This window comes from Micromonospora sagamiensis, assembly GCF_014680085.1.
Lineage (GTDB): Bacteria > Actinomycetota > Actinomycetes > Mycobacteriales > Micromonosporaceae > Micromonospora > Micromonospora inyonensis.
Map to the genome: position 1 here is coordinate 1791374 of NZ_AP023438.1, position 19281 is coordinate 1810654.

Annotated in this window: 15 protein-coding genes and 2 pseudogenes; 10 read left to right on the plus strand and 7 right to left on the minus strand. The window is 73.4% G+C overall.

What is annotated here, in order from left to right:
• Positions 1 to 91: 91 nt before the first annotated feature.
• The 6 genes and pseudogenes from IGA62_RS07315 to IGA62_RS07335 form a co-directional block, all read right to left on the minus strand.
• Positions 92 to 1708, minus strand: coding sequence for a S1C family serine protease (locus tag IGA62_RS07315; protein ID WP_190289266.1), 1617 nt, complete (start codon positions 1706 to 1708; stop codon positions 92 to 94).
• A gap of 62 nt (positions 1709 to 1770) precedes the next feature.
• Positions 1771 to 2988: pseudogene (locus IGA62_RS07320) on the minus strand (HAMP domain-containing sensor histidine kinase); the annotation flags it as partial.
• A 200-nt stretch (positions 2989 to 3188) separates the two neighbouring features.
• A pseudogene (locus IGA62_RS30880) lies at positions 3189 to 3354 on the minus strand (two-component sensor histidine kinase); the annotation flags it as partial.
• Positions 3351 to 4052: a response regulator transcription factor gene (locus IGA62_RS07325; protein WP_088982280.1), complete on the minus strand. Its 702-nt coding sequence runs from the start codon at positions 4050 to 4052 to the stop codon at positions 3351 to 3353. The pseudogene IGA62_RS30880 and the gene IGA62_RS07325, both read right to left, overlap by 4 nt.
• Positions 4053 to 4138: 86 nt before the next feature.
• Positions 4139 to 4990, minus strand: coding sequence for a lysophospholipid acyltransferase family protein (locus IGA62_RS07330; RefSeq protein WP_145815680.1), 852 nt, complete (start codon positions 4988 to 4990; stop codon positions 4139 to 4141).
• A complete protein-coding gene (locus tag IGA62_RS07335) occupies positions 4987 to 5826 on the minus strand; it encodes a GNAT family N-acetyltransferase (protein ID WP_145815679.1) in 840 nt (279 codons plus the stop codon). Before IGA62_RS07335 ends, IGA62_RS07330 begins: the two co-directional genes overlap by 4 nt.
• 163 nt (positions 5827 to 5989) lie before the next feature.
• Here IGA62_RS07335 and IGA62_RS07340 point away from each other — a divergent pair, with 163 nt between their 5' ends.
• The 8 genes from IGA62_RS07340 (at position 5990) to IGA62_RS07375 (ending at position 16946) form a co-directional block, all read left to right on the plus strand.
• Positions 5990 to 6700, plus strand: a complete 711-nt coding sequence (locus IGA62_RS07340; RefSeq protein WP_145815678.1) for a hotdog family protein — start codon at positions 5990 to 5992, stop codon at positions 6698 to 6700.
• 148 nt (positions 6701 to 6848) lie between these two features.
• Entirely contained in the window at positions 6849 to 7784 is a 936-nt protein-coding gene (locus tag IGA62_RS07345; RefSeq protein WP_145815677.1) for an ABC transporter ATP-binding protein, read from the plus strand.
• Positions 7781 to 8608: an ABC transporter permease gene (locus IGA62_RS07350; RefSeq protein ID WP_145815676.1), complete on the plus strand. Its 828-nt coding sequence runs from the start codon at positions 7781 to 7783 to the stop codon at positions 8606 to 8608. Before IGA62_RS07345 ends, IGA62_RS07350 begins: the two co-directional genes overlap by 4 nt.
• Before the next feature lie 260 nt (positions 8609 to 8868).
• The gene (locus IGA62_RS07355) at positions 8869 to 12645 is read left to right on the plus strand and encodes a multifunctional oxoglutarate decarboxylase/oxoglutarate dehydrogenase thiamine pyrophosphate-binding subunit/dihydrolipoyllysine-residue succinyltransferase subunit (RefSeq protein ID WP_145815675.1); all 3777 of its coding nucleotides are present in this window, start codon (positions 8869 to 8871) and stop codon (positions 12643 to 12645) included.
• Positions 12646 to 12718: 73 nt separating this feature from the next.
• Entirely contained in the window at positions 12719 to 12898 is a 180-nt protein-coding gene (locus tag IGA62_RS07360; RefSeq protein ID WP_091451114.1) for a DUF6104 family protein, read from the plus strand.
• A 117-nt stretch (positions 12899 to 13015) separates the two neighbouring features.
• Positions 13016 to 13699 (plus strand): DUF998 domain-containing protein, encoded by a 684-nt coding sequence (locus IGA62_RS07365; RefSeq protein ID WP_186499718.1) that lies wholly within the window; start codon positions 13016 to 13018, stop codon positions 13697 to 13699.
• Positions 13700 to 13758: 59 nt separating this feature from the next.
• A complete protein-coding gene (gene pta / locus IGA62_RS07370) occupies positions 13759 to 15825 on the plus strand; it encodes a phosphate acetyltransferase (RefSeq protein WP_145815674.1) in 2067 nt (688 codons plus the stop codon).
• Positions 15822 to 16946 carry an acetate/propionate family kinase gene (locus IGA62_RS07375; protein WP_145815673.1) on the plus strand — a complete coding sequence of 375 codons (1125 nt, stop codon included), beginning with the start codon at positions 15822 to 15824 and terminating at the stop codon, positions 16944 to 16946. The genes pta and IGA62_RS07375 overlap by 4 nt, the downstream gene beginning before the upstream one ends.
• A 14-nt stretch (positions 16947 to 16960) precedes the next feature.
• Here IGA62_RS07375 and IGA62_RS07380 read toward each other — a convergent pair whose 3' ends face one another.
• Positions 16961 to 17143, minus strand: a complete 183-nt coding sequence (locus IGA62_RS07380; RefSeq protein ID WP_145815672.1) for a hypothetical protein — start codon at positions 17141 to 17143, stop codon at positions 16961 to 16963.
• A 182-nt stretch (positions 17144 to 17325) separates the two neighbouring features.
• On the opposite strand from IGA62_RS07380, the gene IGA62_RS07385 reads away from it, so the two are divergent.
• Positions 17326 to 18222 carry an alpha/beta hydrolase family protein gene (locus tag IGA62_RS07385; protein ID WP_145815671.1) on the plus strand — a complete coding sequence of 299 codons (897 nt, stop codon included), beginning with the start codon at positions 17326 to 17328 and terminating at the stop codon, positions 18220 to 18222.
• A gap of 40 nt (positions 18223 to 18262) precedes the next feature.
• Positions 18263 to 19231, plus strand: coding sequence for an alpha/beta hydrolase family protein (locus IGA62_RS07390; protein ID WP_145815670.1), 969 nt, complete (start codon positions 18263 to 18265; stop codon positions 19229 to 19231).
• The last annotated feature ends 50 nt before the right edge of the window (positions 19232 to 19281 follow it).

Genomic DNA, 19281 nt, shown 5'->3' on the forward strand with positions numbered 1-19281 from the left:
CCGGTACGGGTGGCCACGAAGGGACGGCGGGCGACGGAACCGACCCCCTCGGTTCCGCCGCCCGCCGTCAGTGGGGAGGAGACAGCTTCGGTCAGGACGCCTCGGCGAGCGTCGCGGTGGCGGTGGCGGTGGCGCCGTTGCGGCGGTACTCGACCTCCACCCGGTCGCCGACCTTGCCGGCCTGCACGGCCGCCACCAGGTCGTTCGAGTCCTTGATGACCTTGTCGCCGAACTTGGTGATCACGTCGCCCTTGCGCAGTCCGGCCTTCTCGGCGGCGCTGCCCGGAGTGACCGTGGAGACCAGCGCCCCACCGTCCTCGGCACCGGTGACGCTGACCCCGAGGGACGGGTGGCTGACCTTGTCGCCCCGCTGGAGCTGCTCGGCGACGAGCTTGGCCTTGTTGCTCGGGATGGCGAAGCCGACGCCGATGTTGCCGCTGCTCTGGCCGCTGGTGGCGATCGCGGTGTTGATGCCGATCACCTCGCCCCGGGTGTTCACCAGCGCGCCGCCGGAGTTGCCCGGGTTGATCGGGGCGTCGGTCTGGAGCAGCCCGGAGATGGAGCTGGCCCCGGCCTGCGGGTCCTGCTGGCTGCCGGCCCGGATGGTCCGGTCCCGGGCGCTGATGATGCCGGCGGTCACCGATCCCTGGAGGCCCAGCGGGCTGCCCAGGGCGAGCACCTGGTCACCGACCTGCATCGCGTCGCTGTCGCCGAGCTTGGCCGGCTGGAGACCGGAGACCCCGGACGCCTTCACCACCGCGAGGTCGGTCCTGGGGTCGGTGCCGACCACCTCCGCGGCGGCGGTCTTGCCGTTGGCGAAGACCACCTGCACGGTCTCCCCACCGGCGGAGGCGACCACGTGGTTGTTGGTCAGTACGAACCCGTCGGCGCTGAGGACGACGCCGGAGCCCTCGCCGCTGCCGGCCTGGATGGAGACCACGCTGTCCTGCACGGCAGCGGCGATCTTCGGCAGGTCGGCGCTGTTGAGCACCGGGGCGGCGGAGTAGGTGCGGGTGTCGCCGTTGTCGTCGAACAGGGCGAGCGCGACCGCGCCGCCACCGACCCCGGAGCCGAACATCAGGGCCAGCACGGCGACCCCGGCGGCGGCGAACTTGGCCGCCCGGCCTGGCGGGGTGTGGGGGCGGGGAGCTGGAGCCTGCGCCCACGGCGGCACCGGCCCGACGGGCGGCACGGGCCCGGACGGTCCCGGCTGCCCCGGGTGACCGGCGTGCCAACCGCCCTGGTTCCCGGGGTACCAGGGACCGTTCGGGTACGGGCCGCCGGGCGACGGGTGACCGGGCTGCCCGGACAGGTGGCCCGGGTAGGGCGCGGCGGAGGGGGGCGTCGGCTCGGCCGGGCGCCAGCCCTGCGGCGCGCCCGCCGGGGACGGCCCGGGAGCACCCTGCGGGGTCGGAACACCCTGCGGGCTCGGAGCGCCCTGCGGGGTCGGAACACCCTGCGGGGTCGGAGCACCCTGCGGGGTGGCGGATGCGGCGGTGTCGGCCGGGGCAGTGGCCCCGGCCGCCGGCAGGTCGGTGGTGGGGGGCGTCGCCGGGGGCGCGTCGACTCCGGGACGGTCGGCGGACGCCGCCGTGGCGTCCGCGGCGTACGGCGACGGCGCCTGCTCGGCGCGGGGCAGCTCGGCGGTGGGATGCACCGGCTCGGTGTCGGCCGGTCGCCGCTGCGGGTCGGTCTCGTACTCGGTCATGTCTCCACCTTGCCTTCGAGGGCTGCGTCCAGCCTGGAACCCGCCTGAATGTTGCCTGAAAATCACCGCGCGTCGCGCGCGGGCTCCCCCGGGGAGTCACCCGGCTCCTCCGGCGCCAACGGCAGCCGTACCCGGAAGGTCGCCCCACCGCCCGGGGTGGAGTCCACCTCGACGGTGCCCTGGTGGACGGCGACCAGGGCGGCGACGATGGCCAGTCCCAGCCCCGTCCCGTTGGCCCCACCGGCCCGTCGGCTCCGCGCGGCGTCGGCCCGGTAGAACCGCTCGAAGACCCGTTCGGCCTGCTCCTCGGAGAGCCCCGGCCCGGTGTCGGCCACCTCCACCACGGCCATCGCCTCCTCGGCCCGCAGCCGCAGGGTCACCGAGGCGTCCGGCGGGGTGTGGGTCAACGCGTTGGTCATCAGGTTGCCGATGACCTGCCGCAGCCGGGCGTCGTCCCCCCGGACGACCAGCGGCCCGGAGTTCGGGCCGATGTCCAGGCTGATCCGGCGGTCCGGGGCGACCACCCGGGCGGCCTGGACCGCGTCGGCGGCGAGCACCGGCAGCTCGACCGGGGCCAGCGACAGCGGCCGTTCCCGGTCCAGGCGGGCCAGCAGCAGCAGGTCCTCCACGAGCAGCCCCATCCGGGCGGCCTCGTCCTCGATCCGGCGCAGCAGGCCGGCGGTCTCCTCCGGCTCCCGGGCCGCGCCCTGCCGGTACAGCTCGGCGAAGCCCCGGATGGTGGTCAGCGGAGTGCGCAGCTCGTGTGACGCGTCCGCGACGAACTGCCGCATCCGCTCCTCGGAACGGATCGCCCGGGCCTCGGACGCCCGGGCCGCCTCGGCGGCGTCCCGGGCGGCGGCCTCCGCCCACCGCGCCGACGCCTCGGACGCGGCACGGGCGGTGAAGGCCGCCTCGATCTGGGTGAGCATCGAGTTCAGCGCCCGGGAGAGCCGGCCCAGTTCGGAGGTGGGGCACTCGTTGCCCTGCTCCGGGTCGGGCACCCGCCGGGTCAGGTCACCCCCGGCGATCGCGGCGGCCGTCCGCTCGATCTCCACCAGCGGTTTCAGGCTGGTCCGCACGATCGCCGCGCCGATCGAGGCGAGCAGCACCAGCACCGCGCCCCCGACCAGCAGGTCTATCCAGACGAGCTGCTTGACCGCCCGGTCGACGTCGGTGAGGTGCTGCCCGATGGCGAGCACCGTGCCGTCGGGCAGCTGGATGTAGAGCACCCGCCAGCGGATCTCGCCGTCCTGGGCACGCGCCGTGAACGGCTTACCGACGCGCTCCTGGGCATCGGTGAGGGCGTCCGACAACGCGGGCAGGTCCGCCGGGCCCAGGTTGCTGCTGTCGTACCTCAGCAGATCGGTCCCGTTGGCGTCGACCACCGCGACCATGTAGTCGGTCGGCAGGTCCGCCTTCTGCGAATTCCCCTCGGACAGCAGGCGACTGATCGCCCCCCGGATGGTCGCCTCGTTGTTGCGCAGTTCGGCGTCCACCTGGTCGACCAGGTAGCTGCGGAGGAAGAAGGTGGTCAGCGAACTGATCACGACGAGGGCGGCGGCGACCAGGGCGAGCACGGCCGTGACCAGCTTGACCCGGAGCGGTACCGACCGCAGTCGTCCCTTCGCCTGGTCGACGGCGTTCACGCCGCCGGCTTGCGCAGCACGTAGCCGACCCCGCGCAGAGTGTGGATCAGGCGGGGCTGGGTGTTGTCCACCTTCCGGCGCAGGTACGAGATGTACGACTCGACGATGTTGTCGTCGCCCCGGAAGTCGTAGTTCCAGACGTGGTCGAGGATCTGCGCCTTGGACAGCACCCGGTTGGCGTTGAGCATCAGGTAGCGCAGCAGCTTGAACTCGGTCGGCGAGAGCTGTACCCGCTGCCCGGCGCGGTGCACCTCGTGGGTCTCCTCGTCCAGTTCCAGGTCGGCGAAGGTGAGCCGGGACGGCGAGTGCTCCCCGGTGACCGTGCGCCGCAGCACCGCCCGGATCCGGGCGGTCAACTCCTCCAGGCTGAACGGCTTGGTGACGTAGTCGTCGCCGCCCAGGGTCAGGCCCCGGATCTTGTCGTCGGTGGCGTCCCGCGCGGTCAGGAAGACCACCGGTGTCCGCGTGCCGCCCTCGCGGAGCATCCGGATCACCTCGAAGCCGTCCAGGTCGGGCAGCATCACGTCGAGGACGACCAGGTCGGGGCGGTGATCCTTGGCGGCGCTCAACGCCGCGCTGCCGCTGGTCGCCGTCGCCACGTCGAAGCCGGCGAAGCGCAGGCTCGCGGAGAGGAGTTCGAGGATGTTCGGGTCGTCCTCGACGACGAGCAGTCGCGCCTCGGTCTGGGTAGGGGCCATGTGGCCATCATCCGCGACGACGCTGCGCCCGGGCTGGACGCTTGCTGCAAAAAGCCTGAAAGCCCCGGCGGCCCGGTGAACCGGACTCAGGCGCCACTCTTCCACACCGGCATCAGCCGTAGCGCGGACTCCGCCGTCCGGGCCAGGCCACGCCGGTCCGCCCCGGGCCCGGGGTGCAGCGCCGCGCCGACGGTCACCGACACCACCAGGTCCCGGGTGGCGAGCACCCGCCGTACCGAGCGCCAGAGGTTCTCCTCGCCGAGGAAGGCCGGGGCGGTGGTGTCGACGCCGGTCGAGGCGCAGCGGTAGCCGATCCGGATCGGCACGACCGGCGCGCCGGTGTCGACCGCCGCCTGGAACACGGCCGGCCGGAAACCCGGCCGGGGCCGGACGTGGACCGGGTCGACCGTACCGCACCAGGTGGTCCCCTCCGGGTAGACCGCGACCTGCCGGCCCGACCGGAGCAGGTCGGCCACCCGGCGCACGGTCGCCGGCAGCGCCCGGGGGCGCGAGCGGTCGACGAAGACCGTGCCGGCTCCCCGGGCGAGTAGGCCGACCACGGGCCAGGCCCGTACCTCCCGCTTGGCCAGCATCCGGGCCGGGGCGACCGCGAGCAGCGCCACGACGTCCAGCCAGGAGACGTGGTTGGCGACCAGCAGCGCCCGGCCACGCGGCGGCCGGCCCCGGACCACCAGCCGCACGCCGAACGCCCGCGCCGTGCCGCGCGCCCAGACCCGGCACCCGGCCCGCCGGGCGGGCGCGGGCAGCAGCGGCAGCGCGCCGGCCAGCGCGGCTCCGGCCAGCAGCATTCCGAGTACGGCCAGCAGCCGGGTCGCCCGCCGGCCGACCGGTACGGCCGGCAGGTGACCGTCGACCGGCAGGCAGTCCGCGCCACACGCGGAGAGCGGACGCCACAGGTCGTACCCGACGGTGCTCACGCCGTCGCCCCGGCCCGACGGGACACGGCCGGGTCGGCCGCCGGCTCACCGAGGAAGTGCCGCAGGTAGCGCGGGTTCATCCGGTCCAGGCTGAGCAGCACGTAGAAGTCGGCCACCGCGAAGTCCGGGTCGTAGGCGGGCTCGCCGCAGACCCACGCGCCCAGCCGCAGGTACCCACGCAGCAGCGGGGGCACCTCCAGCCGTCCGGCGGATCCGGTCCCCGGGGCGGGCGCGGGCCCTTCGGCGGCTGACGCCGGCGGCAGGGCACCCGCCTCGGCGAACCAGGGGCGGTGCGGCCGGACCCGCAGGGGCGGGGGTGCGAGGTGCCCGGCCCGCACCCGCTCCCACACCCCGGCGGCGGTACGCCCGCCGTCGGCCACCGGCACCGAGGCGCAGCCGCCCAGCCAGCGGCGTCCCCGCAGGTGCAGGTAGCGGGCGATGCCGGCCCACATCAGGTTGATCACCGCACCGGAGCGGTGGTCCGGGTGCACGCAGGAGCGGCCCACCTCGACCAGGTCGTCGCGGAGCGGGTCGAGCGGGGTCAGGTCGAACTCCTGCTCGGCGTACCGGCGGTCGGTGCGTCCCGGCGGCAGCAGCCGGTACGTGCCGACCACCGCCCCGGTCCGCTCCTGCCGGACGATCAGGTGGTCGCACCAGGGGTCGAGGTCGTCGGTGTCCAGACCGGCGGTACCGGGGCGCAGGGTGGCACCGAGTTCGGTGCCGAACACCTCGTGCCGCAGCCGCTGGGCGGCCGCCACCTCGGCCGGGTCGTCGGCGATGTGCAGGGTGTATCCGCTGGTCGTCAGGGGGGTGCCAGTGGGGTGCGGAACGGCCATGAGCACTGTGTAGGCGACCGGGGTTGCCGGGTACCGGGTCGGCGGGTGTCGATCTGGTGAACGCCTGTCGCCGACGGCGGCCTGTCGGCGGGCCCGGGGACGTGGCAGGCTGCCCTTCTGGCCCGGCACCGCCGCCGGGCGGTGGCGACGGAGGACCTACCGGATGATCATCGAGGCGCGCTACAACGGGCCACCCGGCTCCGGCAACGGCGGCTGGAGCGCCGGGGTCTTCGCCACCGCGGTCGCCGGTGCCGCCCCGGCCGACGCCCGGTCCGCCGTCGGCGCGGCGGGAGCGGTCGAGGTGACCCTGCGCCGGCCGCCGCCGCTGGCGGTGCCGCTGCGCGCGGTGCCCTCCGCCGACCAGCCCGGCCGGCACGAGATCCACGATCCGGACGGGACGCTGGTCGCCCAGGTGGCGCCGGTGGCGGAGTTCACCCCGACCGTGCCGGCCGTGGACCTGGCCACCGCGCGGGCCGCCTCCGCCGACTATCCCGGCTTCACCGGTCACCCCTTTCCCGGCTGCTACGTCTGCGGCCCGGAGCACGCCGACGGTCTGCGGATCTTCCCCGGCCGGCTTCCCGACGGCCGGACGGCGGCCCCGTTCCGGGTACCGGCCGAGGTCCGCCCGGAGACCGTCTGGGCGGCGCTGGACTGCCCCGGTGGCTGGGCGGTGATCGCCCCCGGCCGCCCGTACGTGCTGGGCCGGATCGCGGTGCGCGTGGCGGCGCTGCCCCGACCGGGCGACGAGTGCGTGGTGACCGGTGCGGCGACCGGCGGCGAGGGACGCAAGGCGCTGGTGCACTCCAGCCTGTACGCCCCCGACGGCACCCTCCTGGCCCACGCCCGCGCCACCTGGATCGCTGTGGTGACCTGACGACCACCGAGGGTGATGTTCTCATTCCCCGGGAGGACCCGCTCCTGCCTGAGGTGGAGACATATCTCGGAGCCCAGCGTTATTGACCTGGACCGGCCCAGCCGTCACGCTGTGTGACGGCGCTTCTCGGCGCCAGGGGAGGAGAAAGATGTCTGACGGGCAGCGGAGCCCCGCCGACCAGGGTCGGATCGTGGTGTCCGGCCTGACCAAGCAGTACCGCACCGTGCGAGCGGTCGACAACCTGTCGTTCACCGTGCAGCCGGGGAGAGTCACCGGCTTCCTCGGGCCGAACGGCGCGGGTAAGACCACCACGTTGCGGATGCTGCTGAACCTGGTCACCCCGACCTCGGGGACGGCCACCATCAGCGGGGCGCGCTACGCCGACCTGGCGCAACCGCTCCGGCACGTCGGGGCGGTCCTGGAGGCGTCCAGCGCCCACAAGGGGCGTACCGGGGTCAACCACCTCCGGGTGATCTGCGCGGCGGCCGGCCTGCCGATGCAGCGGGCCGACGAGGCGCTGGCCATGGTCGGCCTGACGCCGGCGGCGAAGCGCAAGTTCAAGGGCTACTCGCTCGGCATGAAGCAGCGGCTCGGCATCGCCGCGGCGATGCTGGGCGACCCACGGGTGCTGGTCCTGGACGAGCCGGCGAACGGCCTCGACCCGGAGGGGATCCGCTGGATGCGGGGCTTCCTCAAGGGCCTGGCCCACCAGGGGAAGACGGTGCTGGTCTCCAGCCACCTGCTCTCCGAGATGCAGCTGCTCGCCGACGACGTGGTGATCATCGCCGCCGGCCGGCTGGTGCGGCAGGGGCCGGTCGAGGAGGTCCTCGGGTCGATGACCCAGGGTGCGCGGGTGCGGGTACGGACCCCGCAGTCCGAGGCGCTGGTCTCGGCGCTGGCTGAGCTCTCCGCCACCGTCGAGCCGGACGAGCACGGCGCGCTCCTGGTCACCGGGGTGGACGCGCCGGCGGTCGGTCGGGCCGCGCTGGCCGCCGGGATCGAACTGCACGAACTGACCCCGGAACGACCCGACCTGGAACGGGTCTTCCTGGACCTGACGGCCGGAAAGGCGGACATCCGATGATGAACCTGGTCCGCTCCGAACTGCTCAAGATCCGGACCACCAGCACCTGGTGGCTGCTGGCGATCGGGGCCTTCGTCGCGACGGCGATCGCGTTCGCGTTCAACGCCTGGATCACCCACGTCTCGCTCACCGGGGACCCGGCCGACCTCGGCATCTCCCCGGAGGAGGCGGCGGCCCAGGCCGACGTGGCCGGGCAGGCGGCGAACCTCTACACCTCGGGGCAGTTCTTCGGCCTGCTCCTGGTGATGCTGATCGGCATCCTGATGGTGACCAACGAGTTCTTCCACCAGACGGCCACCACCACGTTCCTCAGCACGCCCCGACGCACCTCGGTGATCGCGAGCAAGCTGATCGCGGCGTCCCTGATGGGCTTCGTGTTCTGGCTGGTCACCACGGTGATCGCCCTGGCCGCTGGCGTGATCTTCATGTCCGTCAACGACTTCGGTACCCAGCTCGGCGAGTGGGAGGTCCACCGGGCCCTGCTGCTCAACCTGCTGGCGTACGCGATCTGGACGATCCTCGGCGTGGGGCTCGGCACGCTGATCACCAACCAGCTCGGCGCGGTGATCACCGCCTCGGTGGTCTACCTGGTCGGCACCCAGGTCGTGGGGCTGCTCTTCCTGCTCCTGTCCAACCTGCTGGACTCCGAGGCCATCCTGGAGTGGCAGGTGGTCTGGCCGGCGATCGCCTCCACGGTCATGATCAGCGGCATCGACTCACCGATGCTGCCGCCGTGGTGGACGGGCGCACTGGTGCTGGTCGCGTACGCGATCGTCTCCGGCCTGGCCGGCATCCTGATCACCCGCCGTCGGGACATTTCCTGACGCCGGGTCGCTGGCGGAACGGGTGGGGGCGGCACGTCGTGCCGCCCCCACCCGGGGCGACCGCCTAGCAAGGAGACGACGCCGTACGCGCCAGTTGGTGAATTTCTGGCATCTTCTGTGAAACGTGACACGGGCCGGAGGCGGAAATGCCTCCGCCACCCGCACGGCGTAGCCTGGGAGCCGTCTGTCCGCTCCCCTCAGGGGACTGCCCGCGGACGCCGCGAGACACACAACCCGCGTGAAAGAGGCGATTACCGGCCGTGTCGACCCAGCAGACTTCGCAGGAGAACCCACTGGCGGGTTTCGGCCCGAACGAGTGGATCGTCGAGGAGATGTACCAGCGCTACCTCGCCGACCCCAACAGCGTCGATTCGGCCTGGCACGACTTCTTCGCCGACTACCGGCCCGGTCCGGGCGCCGGTACCCCGGCGACGGCGCCGAAGAAGACGCCGCCCGCCGCCACGGCGGAGCCGGCCGGGCAGCAGGAACCCGCCGCCGCCGTCGCCCAGCCCGACCGTGAGCGCCGGGCCGCCGGGCAGCCGGAGAACGGCCGGACGGCCGCGCCGCAGGCGAAGGCCGCCGCCACGCCGGCTCCGGCCAGGCCCGCCCCGGAGAAGGCCGCCCCGGCCAAGCCGGCCGCCAAGGCCGCGCCCGCCAAGGCCGCCGCCGCACCGTCGTCGGGCGGCCCCCGCACCACCCCGCTGCGCGGCGTGGCCGCGCGCATCGTCCAGAACATGGACGCCTCGCTGAACGTGCCGACCGCGACGAGCGTCCGGGCCGTGCCGGCGAAGCTCCTGGTGGACAACCGCATCGTGATCAACAACCACCTGGCCCGCGGCCGGGGTGGCAAGGTCAGCTTCACCCACCTGATCGGGTACGCGATGGTCCGGGCGCTGGTCCAGCACCCGGAGATGAACAACTCCTTCGCCGAGGTCGACGGCAAGCCGGCGATGGTCACGCCCGAGCACGTCAACCTCGGCATCGCGATCGACCTGACCAAGCCGGACGGCACCCGCAACCTGGTGGTGCCCTCCATCAAGGCCTGCGAGCAGATGGACTTCCGGCAGTTCTGGCAGGCGTACGAGGACGTGGTCCGGCGCGCCCGCCGCAACGAGCTGACCATGGACGACTACGCGGGCACCACGATCTCGCTGACCAACCCGGGCGGCATCGGCACGGTGCACTCGATCCCGCGACTCATGCAGGGCCAGAGCGCGATCATCGGCGTCGGCGCGATGGAGTACCCGGCGCCGTACCAGGGCATGAGCGAGGCCACCCTGGCGGAGCTGGCGGTCAGCAAGGTCATCTCGCTGACCAGCACGTACGACCACCGGATCATCCAGGGCGCGCAGTCCGGCGAGTTCCTCAAGGTCATGCACGAGCTGCTCCTGGGCGAACACGGCTTCTACGACCAGATCTTCACCTCGCTGCGCATCCCGTACGAGCCGGTGCGCTGGATGCGCGACGTCGCGGTGAACAGCGAGGGCCAGGTCAACAAGACCGCCCGGGTGCACGAGCTGATCCACGCGTACCGGGTGCGCGGCCACCTGATGGCCGACACCGACCCGCTGGAGTTCAAGATCCGCAAGCACCCCGACCTGGACGTCCTCCAGCACGGGCTGACCCTGTGGGACCTGGACCGCGAGTTCCCGGTCAACGGCTTCGCGGGCAAGCGGCGGATGAAGCTGCGCGAGATCCTCGGTGTGCTGCGCGACTCGTACTGCCGCCGGATCGGCATCGAGTACATGCACATCCAGGACCCGGAGGAGCGGCGCTGGATCCAGGAGCGGATCGAGCGCAAGTACGAGAAGCCGACCGCCGACGAGCAGAAGCACGTGCTCAACCGGCTCAACGCGGCCGAGGCGTTCGAGACCTTCCTCCAGACCAAGTACGTCGGGCAGAAGCGCTTCTCGCTGGAGGGCGGCGAGTCGCTGATCCCGCTCCTCGGCGAGGTGCTGGAGTCCTCCGCCGAGGCGGGGCTGGACGAGGTCGTCATCGGCATGGCCCACCGGGGCCGGCTCAACGTGCTGGCCAACGTGGTCGGCAAGCCGTACGAGAAGATCTTCTCGGAGTTCGAGGGGCACCTCGACCCGCGCTCGACGCAGGGCTCCGGCGACGTGAAGTACCACCTGGGCCAGAACGGCAAGTTCACCACCCCGGACGGCGAGCACTCGGTCAAGGTCTCGGTGGTGGCGAACCCGTCGCACCTGGAGGCGGTCGACCCGGTGCTGGAGGGCATCGTCCGGGCCAAGCAGGACCGGATCGACCTGAAGCTGGAGGGCTACACCGTGCTGCCGCTGGCGGTGCACGGTGACGCCGCCTTCGCCGGCCAGGGTGTGGTCGCCGAGACGCTCAACCTCTCCCAGCTGCGCGGCTACCGCACCGGTGGCACCGTGCACGTGGTGGTCAACAACCAGGTCGGTTTCACCACCGCCCCGGAGTACTCGCGGTCGAGCCTCTACAGCACCGACGTGGCCCGGATGATCCAGGCGCCGATCTTCCACGTCAACGGCGACGACCCCGAGGCCGTGGTCCGGGTCGCCCGGCTGGCCTTCGAGTACCGCCAGGCGTTCAACAAGGACGTCGTCATCGACATGGTCTGCTACCGGCGGCGTGGGCACAACGAGGGCGACGACCCGTCGATGTCCAACCCCCAGATGTACAAGATCATCGACTCGAAGCGCTCGGTGCGGAAGCTCTACACCGAGGAGCTGATCGGTCGGGGCGACATCACCGTGGAGGACGCGGAGGAGCTGCTCCGCGACTACCAGGCCCAGCTGGAGCGGGTCTTCAAGGCCACCCGGGACGCCGCGTCGGCCCCGAAGCAGGTCGCCCGGCCGCGCCGGGAGGACGAGCCGGAGCCGCAGGTGGAGACCGCGACCGACGCCGCCGTGGTCAAGGCGGTCGGGGACGCGCACGTCAACCTCCCCGAGGGCTTCACCCCGCACAAGCGGATCCAGCAGCTGCTCGACCGGCGGGCGAAGATGTCCGTCGAGGGTGGCATCGACTGGGGCTTCGGCGAGATCATCGCCTTCGGCACGCTGCTGCACGACGGGGTCACCGTCCGGCTCGCCGGGCAGGACTCCCGCCGGGGCACCTTCGTGCAGCGGCACGCGTCGGTGGTCGACGCGAAGACCGGCGAGGACTACCTCCCCCTGAAGTCGCTCACCGCCGACGGCGAGCGCTCCCGGTTCTTCGTGCACGACTCGCTGCTCAGCGAGTACGCCGCGATGGGCTTCGAGTACGGCTACTCGGTGGAGAACGTCAACGCGCTGGTCTGCTGGGAGGCCCAGTTCGGCGACTTCGTCAACGGCGCCCAGTCGGTGATCGACGAGTTCATCTCGTCCGGCGAGGTGAAGTGGGGCCAGCGTTCGGCGGTCACCCTGCTGCTGCCGCACGGCCACGAGGGCCAGGGCCCGGACCACACCTCCGGCCGCCCGGAGCGGTTCCTCCAGATGTGCGCCGAGGACAACATGCGGGTGGCCATCCCGACCACCCCGGCGAACTACTTCCACCTGCTGCGCCGCCAGGCGCTGTCGCCGAAGCGCAAGCCGCTGGTGGTCTTCACCCCGAAGTCGCTGCTGCGGCACAAGCTCTGCATCTCCCAGGTGGAGGACTTCACCTCGGGCACCTTCCAGCCGGTGCTGCGCGACGGTGCCGCGCCCGCGCCGGAGCAGGTGAAGCGGGTGCTGCTCTGCTCGGGCAAGGTCTACTACGACCTGTTCCAGGCCCGCGCCGACCGGGGCGTCACGGACACCGCGATCATCCGGATCGAGCAGCTCTACCCGCTGCCGGTGGAGGAGATCCGGGCCGCCCTGGCCCAGTACCCGAACGCCGAGGACTTCGCCTGGGTGCAGGAGGAGCCGGCCAACCAGGGTGCCTGGAGCTTCGTCGCGCTCAACCTGCTGGAGCACCTGGACGACGTCCGGCTGCGTCGCATCTCCCGTCCGGCCGCGGCGGCTCCGGCCGTCGGCTCGGCGAAGATGCACGACGTCGAGCAGGCCGCGCTCATCGAAGCGGCCCTGCCCCGTCCCTGATCCCGTCCCACGCTGGGGCAGCGTCCGCCGACACCGGCCGGGCCTGCCCCAGCGGCATGTTCGAGGAGAGCACATGTACTTCACCGACCGCGGTATCGAGGAGCTGGTCGAGCGGCGCGGAGAGGAGACCGTGTCGGTCGAGTGGCTGGGCGAGCGGCTGCGCGACTTCGTCGACCTGAACCCGGAGTTCGAGACGCCGATCGAGCGGTTCGCCACCTGGCTGGCCCGGCTGGACGACGAGGACGACGACTGACGTCCACCGGACGGGGTGATTGACACCCAGCGTCACCGTCGGGTGCACTGGGAGGCAGCGTCCACGGTCCGGTTCGTCCCGGCCGGACCGTACGCCGCCCGACCAAGGGAGGCGGACATGAGCCCCGAAACCCCCAAGCCACCCCAGGACGCGGTGACCGTACGCCGGCTCCGGGTCGGCATCGGTACCGTCGGCATCGCCCTGCCGATCGTGCTGACCGCCGGGTACGCCCTCGTCGCCGGCCGCCCCGCGCTGCTCGGCTCGCTCAGCGGGTATTACCACAGCCCGATGCGGGACGTCTTCGTCGGCGGCATGTGCGCGATCGGCGTCTTCCTGATCAGCTACCGGCACCGGCGGCCCGACGACCTGATCAGCACGATCGCCGGGGTGCTGGCGATCGGGGTGGCGCTCTTCCCGACCGCGACCGGCGACCCGACCGGCACCGAACGGGTCGTCGGCGTGGTGCACCAGGTCTGCGCGGCGGTGCTGTTCCTGCTGCTCGCCGTCTTCTGCCTGGTCCTGTTCACCCGGGCCGACCCGACGGTCCGCCCCGACCCGGTGCCCGGCAACGGGTTCTACCGCACCTGCGGGTACGTGATCATCGCGGCGATCGTGCTCGCCGTGGCCAGCAACGTCCTGCCCGACGACGTCCGCGACACGCTCCGGCCGGTGCTGTGGTGCGAGGCGGTCGCGGTGTTCGCCTTCGGCGCGGCGTGGCTGGCCCGCAGCGACGCGATCTTCCGGGCCGCCCACCCGCCCCGGGAGGAGACGCCCCGCCCGGCCGAGCCGGCCGTGTCCTGAGCCCCTGCCCGGGACCAAGGACCCGGGCGGGCCCGAGTGCGATCTTGTAGCGTGAGGGCGTGGCGCGCAGTGTCTACCTCACCAGCGTGGGCTCGGGCGGTGGCAAGTCGACCATCGCGCTCGGTCTCGCGGAACTCCTCTCCCGTCAGGTCGAGCGGATCGGCGCGTTCCGGCCGCTGGTCGCCGGCTCCGCGCCCGACCCGATCCTCGCCCTGCTCGGCGACCGGTACCGCATCGAACCGCCGGTGGCGGATCTGCACGGCACCACGTACGCCGAGGCGGCCCGGCTGGTCGGTGACGGCAAGCGGGAGGAACTGATCAGCCGGATCGTCGAGCGGTACCGCGCGGTGGAGCGGCGCTGCCCGGCGATGGTGGTGGTGGGCAGCGACCTCGACGACACCGGTGACCCGGGCAATCCCCGCGCGCTGGCCTTCAACGCCCGGCTGGCCACCGAGTTCGGCAGCGTGGTGGTGCCCGTGGTGGACGGCTTCGGGCAGGAGCCGGAGGCGGTCGCGGCGGCGGCGCGTGGGGCGTACCACGATCTGGCGGACCTGGGCGCGACCGTGCTGGCGGTGATCGCCAACCGGGTGTCCGGGCCGATGACGCTGCCGGACCTGCCCGTTCCGGCGTACGCGATCCCGGAGGTGCCGACCGTGTCGGCGCCGACGGTGGCCGAGGTGGCGGCGGCGCTCGGTGCCACCCTGCTCACCGGGGACGACGCCGCGCTCGGCCGGGACGTGCTCGACTACGTGGTCGGCGCGGCGCACGTGCCGACCCTGCTGGAGCACCTGACCGACGGCTGCCTGGTGATCACCCCCGGGGACCGGGACGACCTGCTGGTGGCGGCGAGCGCCGCGCACGTGGCCGGGCAGGTCTCGCTGGCCGGGCTGGTGCTGACCCTCGGCGAGCGGCCCGACCCCCGGGCGATGCGGCTGGTCGAGCGGATGAACACCGGCCTCGCGGTGCTGTCGGTGCCGAGCGACAGCTACGACACGATCTCCGCGTCGAACCGGATCGAGGGGCGGCCCAGCCCGGCCCACCCGCGCAAGGTGGAGGCCGCGCTCGGCGCGTTCGAGAGCTGCGTGGACACCGTCGACCTGGCCCGCCGGCTGGAGGTCAGCCGCTCCGAGCGGGTCACCCCGCTGATGTTCGAGTACGACCTGATCGACCGGGCCCGGGCGCGGCAGCGGCGGCTGGTGCTGCCCGAGGGCACCGAGGAGCGGATCCTCCGGGCGGCGGAGGTGCTGCTGCGCCGGGGCGTGGCCGCGCTGACCCTCCTGGGCCGCCCCGACGACATCGCCCGGCGCACCCGCGAACTGGGCATCGACATCGGCGACGCGCAGGTGGTCGACCCGGTCACCAGCGAGTGGCGGGACGAGTTCGCCGAGCGCTACGCCGACCTGCGCCGGCACCGGGGCATGACGGTCGAACTGGCGCACGACATCATGGCGCAGCCGAACTACTTCGGCACGATGATGGTGCAGACCGGGCACGCCGACGGCATGGTCTCCGGGGCGACGCACACCACCGCCGCCACCATCCGCCCGGCCTTCGAGATCATCCGGAACGTGCCGGGGGTCTCGGTGGCCTCCAGTGTCTTCTTCATGCTGCTCGCCGACCGGGTGCTGGTCTACGGCGACTGCGCGGTCAACCCCGACCCGGACGCCGCCCAGCTCGCCGACATCGCGATCTCCTCGGCCGACACCGCCGCCCGGTTCGGCATCGAACCCCGCGTCGCCATGCTGTCCTACTCCACCGGCAGCTCCGGGGCGGGCGCGGACGTGGAGAAGGTCGCGGCGGCCACGAAACTGGTCCGGGAGCGCCGGCCGGATCTGCTGGTCGAGGGGCCGATCCAGTACGACGCGGCGATCGACCCTCAGGTGGCCGCCACCAAGCTGCCGGAGAGCCCGGTCGCCGGGCGGGCCACGGTCTTCGTCTTCCCGGACCTGAACACCGGCAACAACACGTACAAGGCGGTGCAGCGCTCGGCCGGCGCGGTCGCGGTCGGCCCGGTGATGCAGGGTCTCCGCCGGCCGGTCAACGACCTGTCCCGGGGCGCGACCGTCGCCGACATCGTCAACACCGTGGCGATCACCGCCATCCAGGCCGCCGGGGAGCCGTCGTGACCGACCGGGTGCTGGTGCTCAACTGCGGTTCGTCCTCGGTCAAGTACCGCCTCTACGCTGGCGACACGGTGGACGCCAGGGGCACCGTCGAGCGGATCGGCGAGCCGGGCGGGGGTCCGGCGGACCACTCCGGCGCGGTCCGGGAGATCCTCGCCGGGCTGGACCTGACCGACCTGGTCGCGGTCGGGCACCGGGTGGTGCACGGCGGCCAGCGCTTCACCGAGCCGGTGCGGGTCGACGACGGGGTGCTCACCGCCATCCGCGACCTGTTCCCGCTCGCGCCGCTGCACAACCCGGCGAACCTGGCCGGCATCGAGGTCACCCGTGACCTGCTGCCGGACACCCCGCAGGTCGCGGTCTTCGACACCGCGTTCCACCACACCCTGCCCGAGGCCGCCGCCACCTACGCCGTGGACCGGGAGACCGCCCGGCGGTACGGCGTGCGGCGGTACGGCTTCCACGGCACCTCGCACGCGTACGTCTCCCGGCGTACCGCCGAACTGCTCGGCCGGGCGTACGGGGAGACCAACACCATCACCCTGCACCTGGGGAACGGGGCGAGCGCCTGCGCGGTGGCCGGTGGACGCAGCGTCGCCACCTCGATGGGGATGTCGCCGCTGGAGGGCCTGGTGATGGGCACCCGCAGCGGTGACCTCGACCCGGCGATCCTCTTCCACCTGCACCGCGAGGCCGGCTTCGGGGTGGACGCGCTCGACGACCTGCTCAACCACCGCAGCGGCCTGCGTGGGCTGGCCGGGGCGAACGACATGCGGGAGGTGCTGGCCCGCCGCGCCGACGGCGACCCGGCGGCGACGCTCGCCTTCGACGTGTACTGCCGACGGATCACCGGCTACGTGGGGGCGTACTACGCCCTGCTCGGGCGGGTCGACGCGATCACCTTCACCGCCGGGGTGGGCGAGCACGCCGCGCCGGTCCGCGCCGCCGCGCTGGCCGGGCTGGAACGGCTGGGGATCAGCGTCGACCCGGCGCGCAACGCCACCGGCGGCGGGGCGGACCGGGTCATCTCCCCGGATGGTTCCGAGGTCACGGTCTGCGTGGTCGGCACCGACGAGGAACGGGAGATCGCCCGGGCGGCCCGCGCGGTGGTCGCCGCCGGCTGACCCGCCCGCGCGGGTCAGCTCAGGGCGATCCAGAAGGCCAGGGCGAGCAGCAGCGCGGCCACCACCGCCGCGCCGATCAGCGACGGCTTCGACGACTCCGGCACCGGCGGGCCGATCGGGCTGGCCAGCTCCGGAGCGGGCACGAAGGCACGATACGACTCGATGGTCCCACCCGGGTCGACGGAGTCGTCAGCCATGCCGACGAGGGTAGCGAAGCCGCGCAACCCGCGGTGAGCCGCCGCACCCGCGCGCCCGCGTCCGTCGACGGTCTCCCCGGAACGCCTCCCGGCCGGGTGGCGGAAACGGATCGGCCGGGTGGCGGGCGTACCCGATCCGGAAGGCGGGAGCGCACCGCTGCGGGGGCACCTACCGTCAGGACATGAAACCGCCTCGCCTGCTCGCCGCGCTGCTGCTGACGGTGCTGCTGGCCGGCTGCGGCACGGCCACCGCCGCGCCCGGTGCCGCCCCACCGCCCCGCCCGGCACCCCGGGAGGCGTACGCCGTCGGCGTGCGGACGCTCACCGTCGAGCCCGGGTCGGCCCGCCCGCTGCCGGTGACCGTCTGGTACCCGGCAGCCGGCCGGTCGGTCGCGCCGGGTCGGTTCCCCGTGGTGCTGTACAGCCACGGGCTGCGCAGCGTGCCCGCGCTGCACGCCGCGTTGACCACCCGGTGGGCGGCAGCGGGCTTCGTGGTGGCCGCGCCCACCTACCCGAACACCAACCTCCGCTCGGCCCGGTTCGACCGCGCCGACGTCCGCAACCAGCCGGCGGACGCCTGGCGGGTGGTTCGACACCTCATCCGGTTGGACGGCACCCCCGGCGACCTGCTCGCCGGTCACCTGGAGACCGGCCGGGTCGCCGCTGCCGGACACTCGGCCGGCGGGTTCACCACCGCCGGCATGTTCACCTCGGGTCACCCGGCACGACTGCGAGCGGGCGTCATCATCGCCGCCGGCGGCATGGCGGGCAGCTTCGCCGGACCGCCGGCCGCCCTGCTCTTCGTGCACGGCGGAGCCGACCAGATCGTGCCGTGGCACGTCGGCCGGGCCGGATACGACCGCGCGGACTGGCCCCGGGCGTTCCTCACCCTGCCCGGCCAGGGGCACGGCGAGTACCTGACCCCCGACCGGCCCGGATTCGCACAGGTCCTCGCCGCCACCACCGACCTGCTGCGCTGGCGGCTCTACGACGACCCGGCGGCCGGACGACGGATCGCGGCGGGCGCGCGGCTGGCCGGGGTGACCAGCTTCGAGGACCGCCTCGGCATCCCCCACTGAGCCGTCCGGCCGAGCCGGGAGGCGAGGCACAATCGAGGGCATGTCCCGCCGCCGTACCCCCGCGCTCGTCGCCACCACGCTGCTCACCCTGGGACTGGCCGCGTGCTCGACCGACGCCGCCCCGGCCACCTGGTCCCCGGCGGCCGAACCGTCGACGACCGCCACGCCCGCCGCAAAGGTCCCCCGGGGGCGGGCGCCGGAGCAGGCGTTCGCGGTCGGCGTACGCCAGCTCACACTCAACCGGGACGGCGACCGGCCCCTGCCGGTGACGCTCTGGTACCCGGCCCGGGGCGAGTCCGGCGACACGGCGAAACGGTCGGCACCCACCGCCGGGGGCCGCTTCCCGGTGGTGGTGTTCAGCCACGGCCTCAGCGCCCGGCCAGCCGACTACGCCGCCCTGCTCACCCGGTGGGCGGCGGCGGGCTTCGTGGTGGCCGCACCGACCTTCCCGAACACCAGCCGGGGTGCCGCCCAGGTCAACCCGCTCGACGTGCTGAACCAGCCGGCCGACGTGTCGTACGTGCTCACCGAGGTGCTGGCCCTGGACGGGCGGGCCGGCGACCCGCTGCGCGGGCGGCTGGCCACCGACCGGGTGGCCGCCGCCGGGCACTCCGCCGGCGGGGTGACCACCATCGGCCTGTTCACCCTGGGCCGGGACGAGCGGCTCGACGCCGGGGTGGTCCTCGCCGGCACCGCACTCGGCGTGGGCAGCGCCTTCGCCGGAACCGCCGCCCCGCAGCTCTTCGTGCACGGTGAACTCGACGAGGTGGTCGACTACTCCGCCGGCAGGGCGGCCTACGACCGGGTTCCCTGGCCCAAGGCGATGCTGAGCCTGCCCCGGGGAGACCATGGGCGGGCCCTGCTCACCGACGGCGCGTCCCTGCGGGTCGTCGCGGACACCACCGTCGAGTTCCTGCGCTGGAGCCTCTACGGCGACGACACGGCCAAGCGCCGGCTGCCGGCGGACGCGGCACGGGGCGGTCTCGCCACCCTCGACAACCGGCTCTGAGCCGTCCGCCGGGGCGCGCGTACCCGCCGCTGCGGGCGGACGCCCCGCGA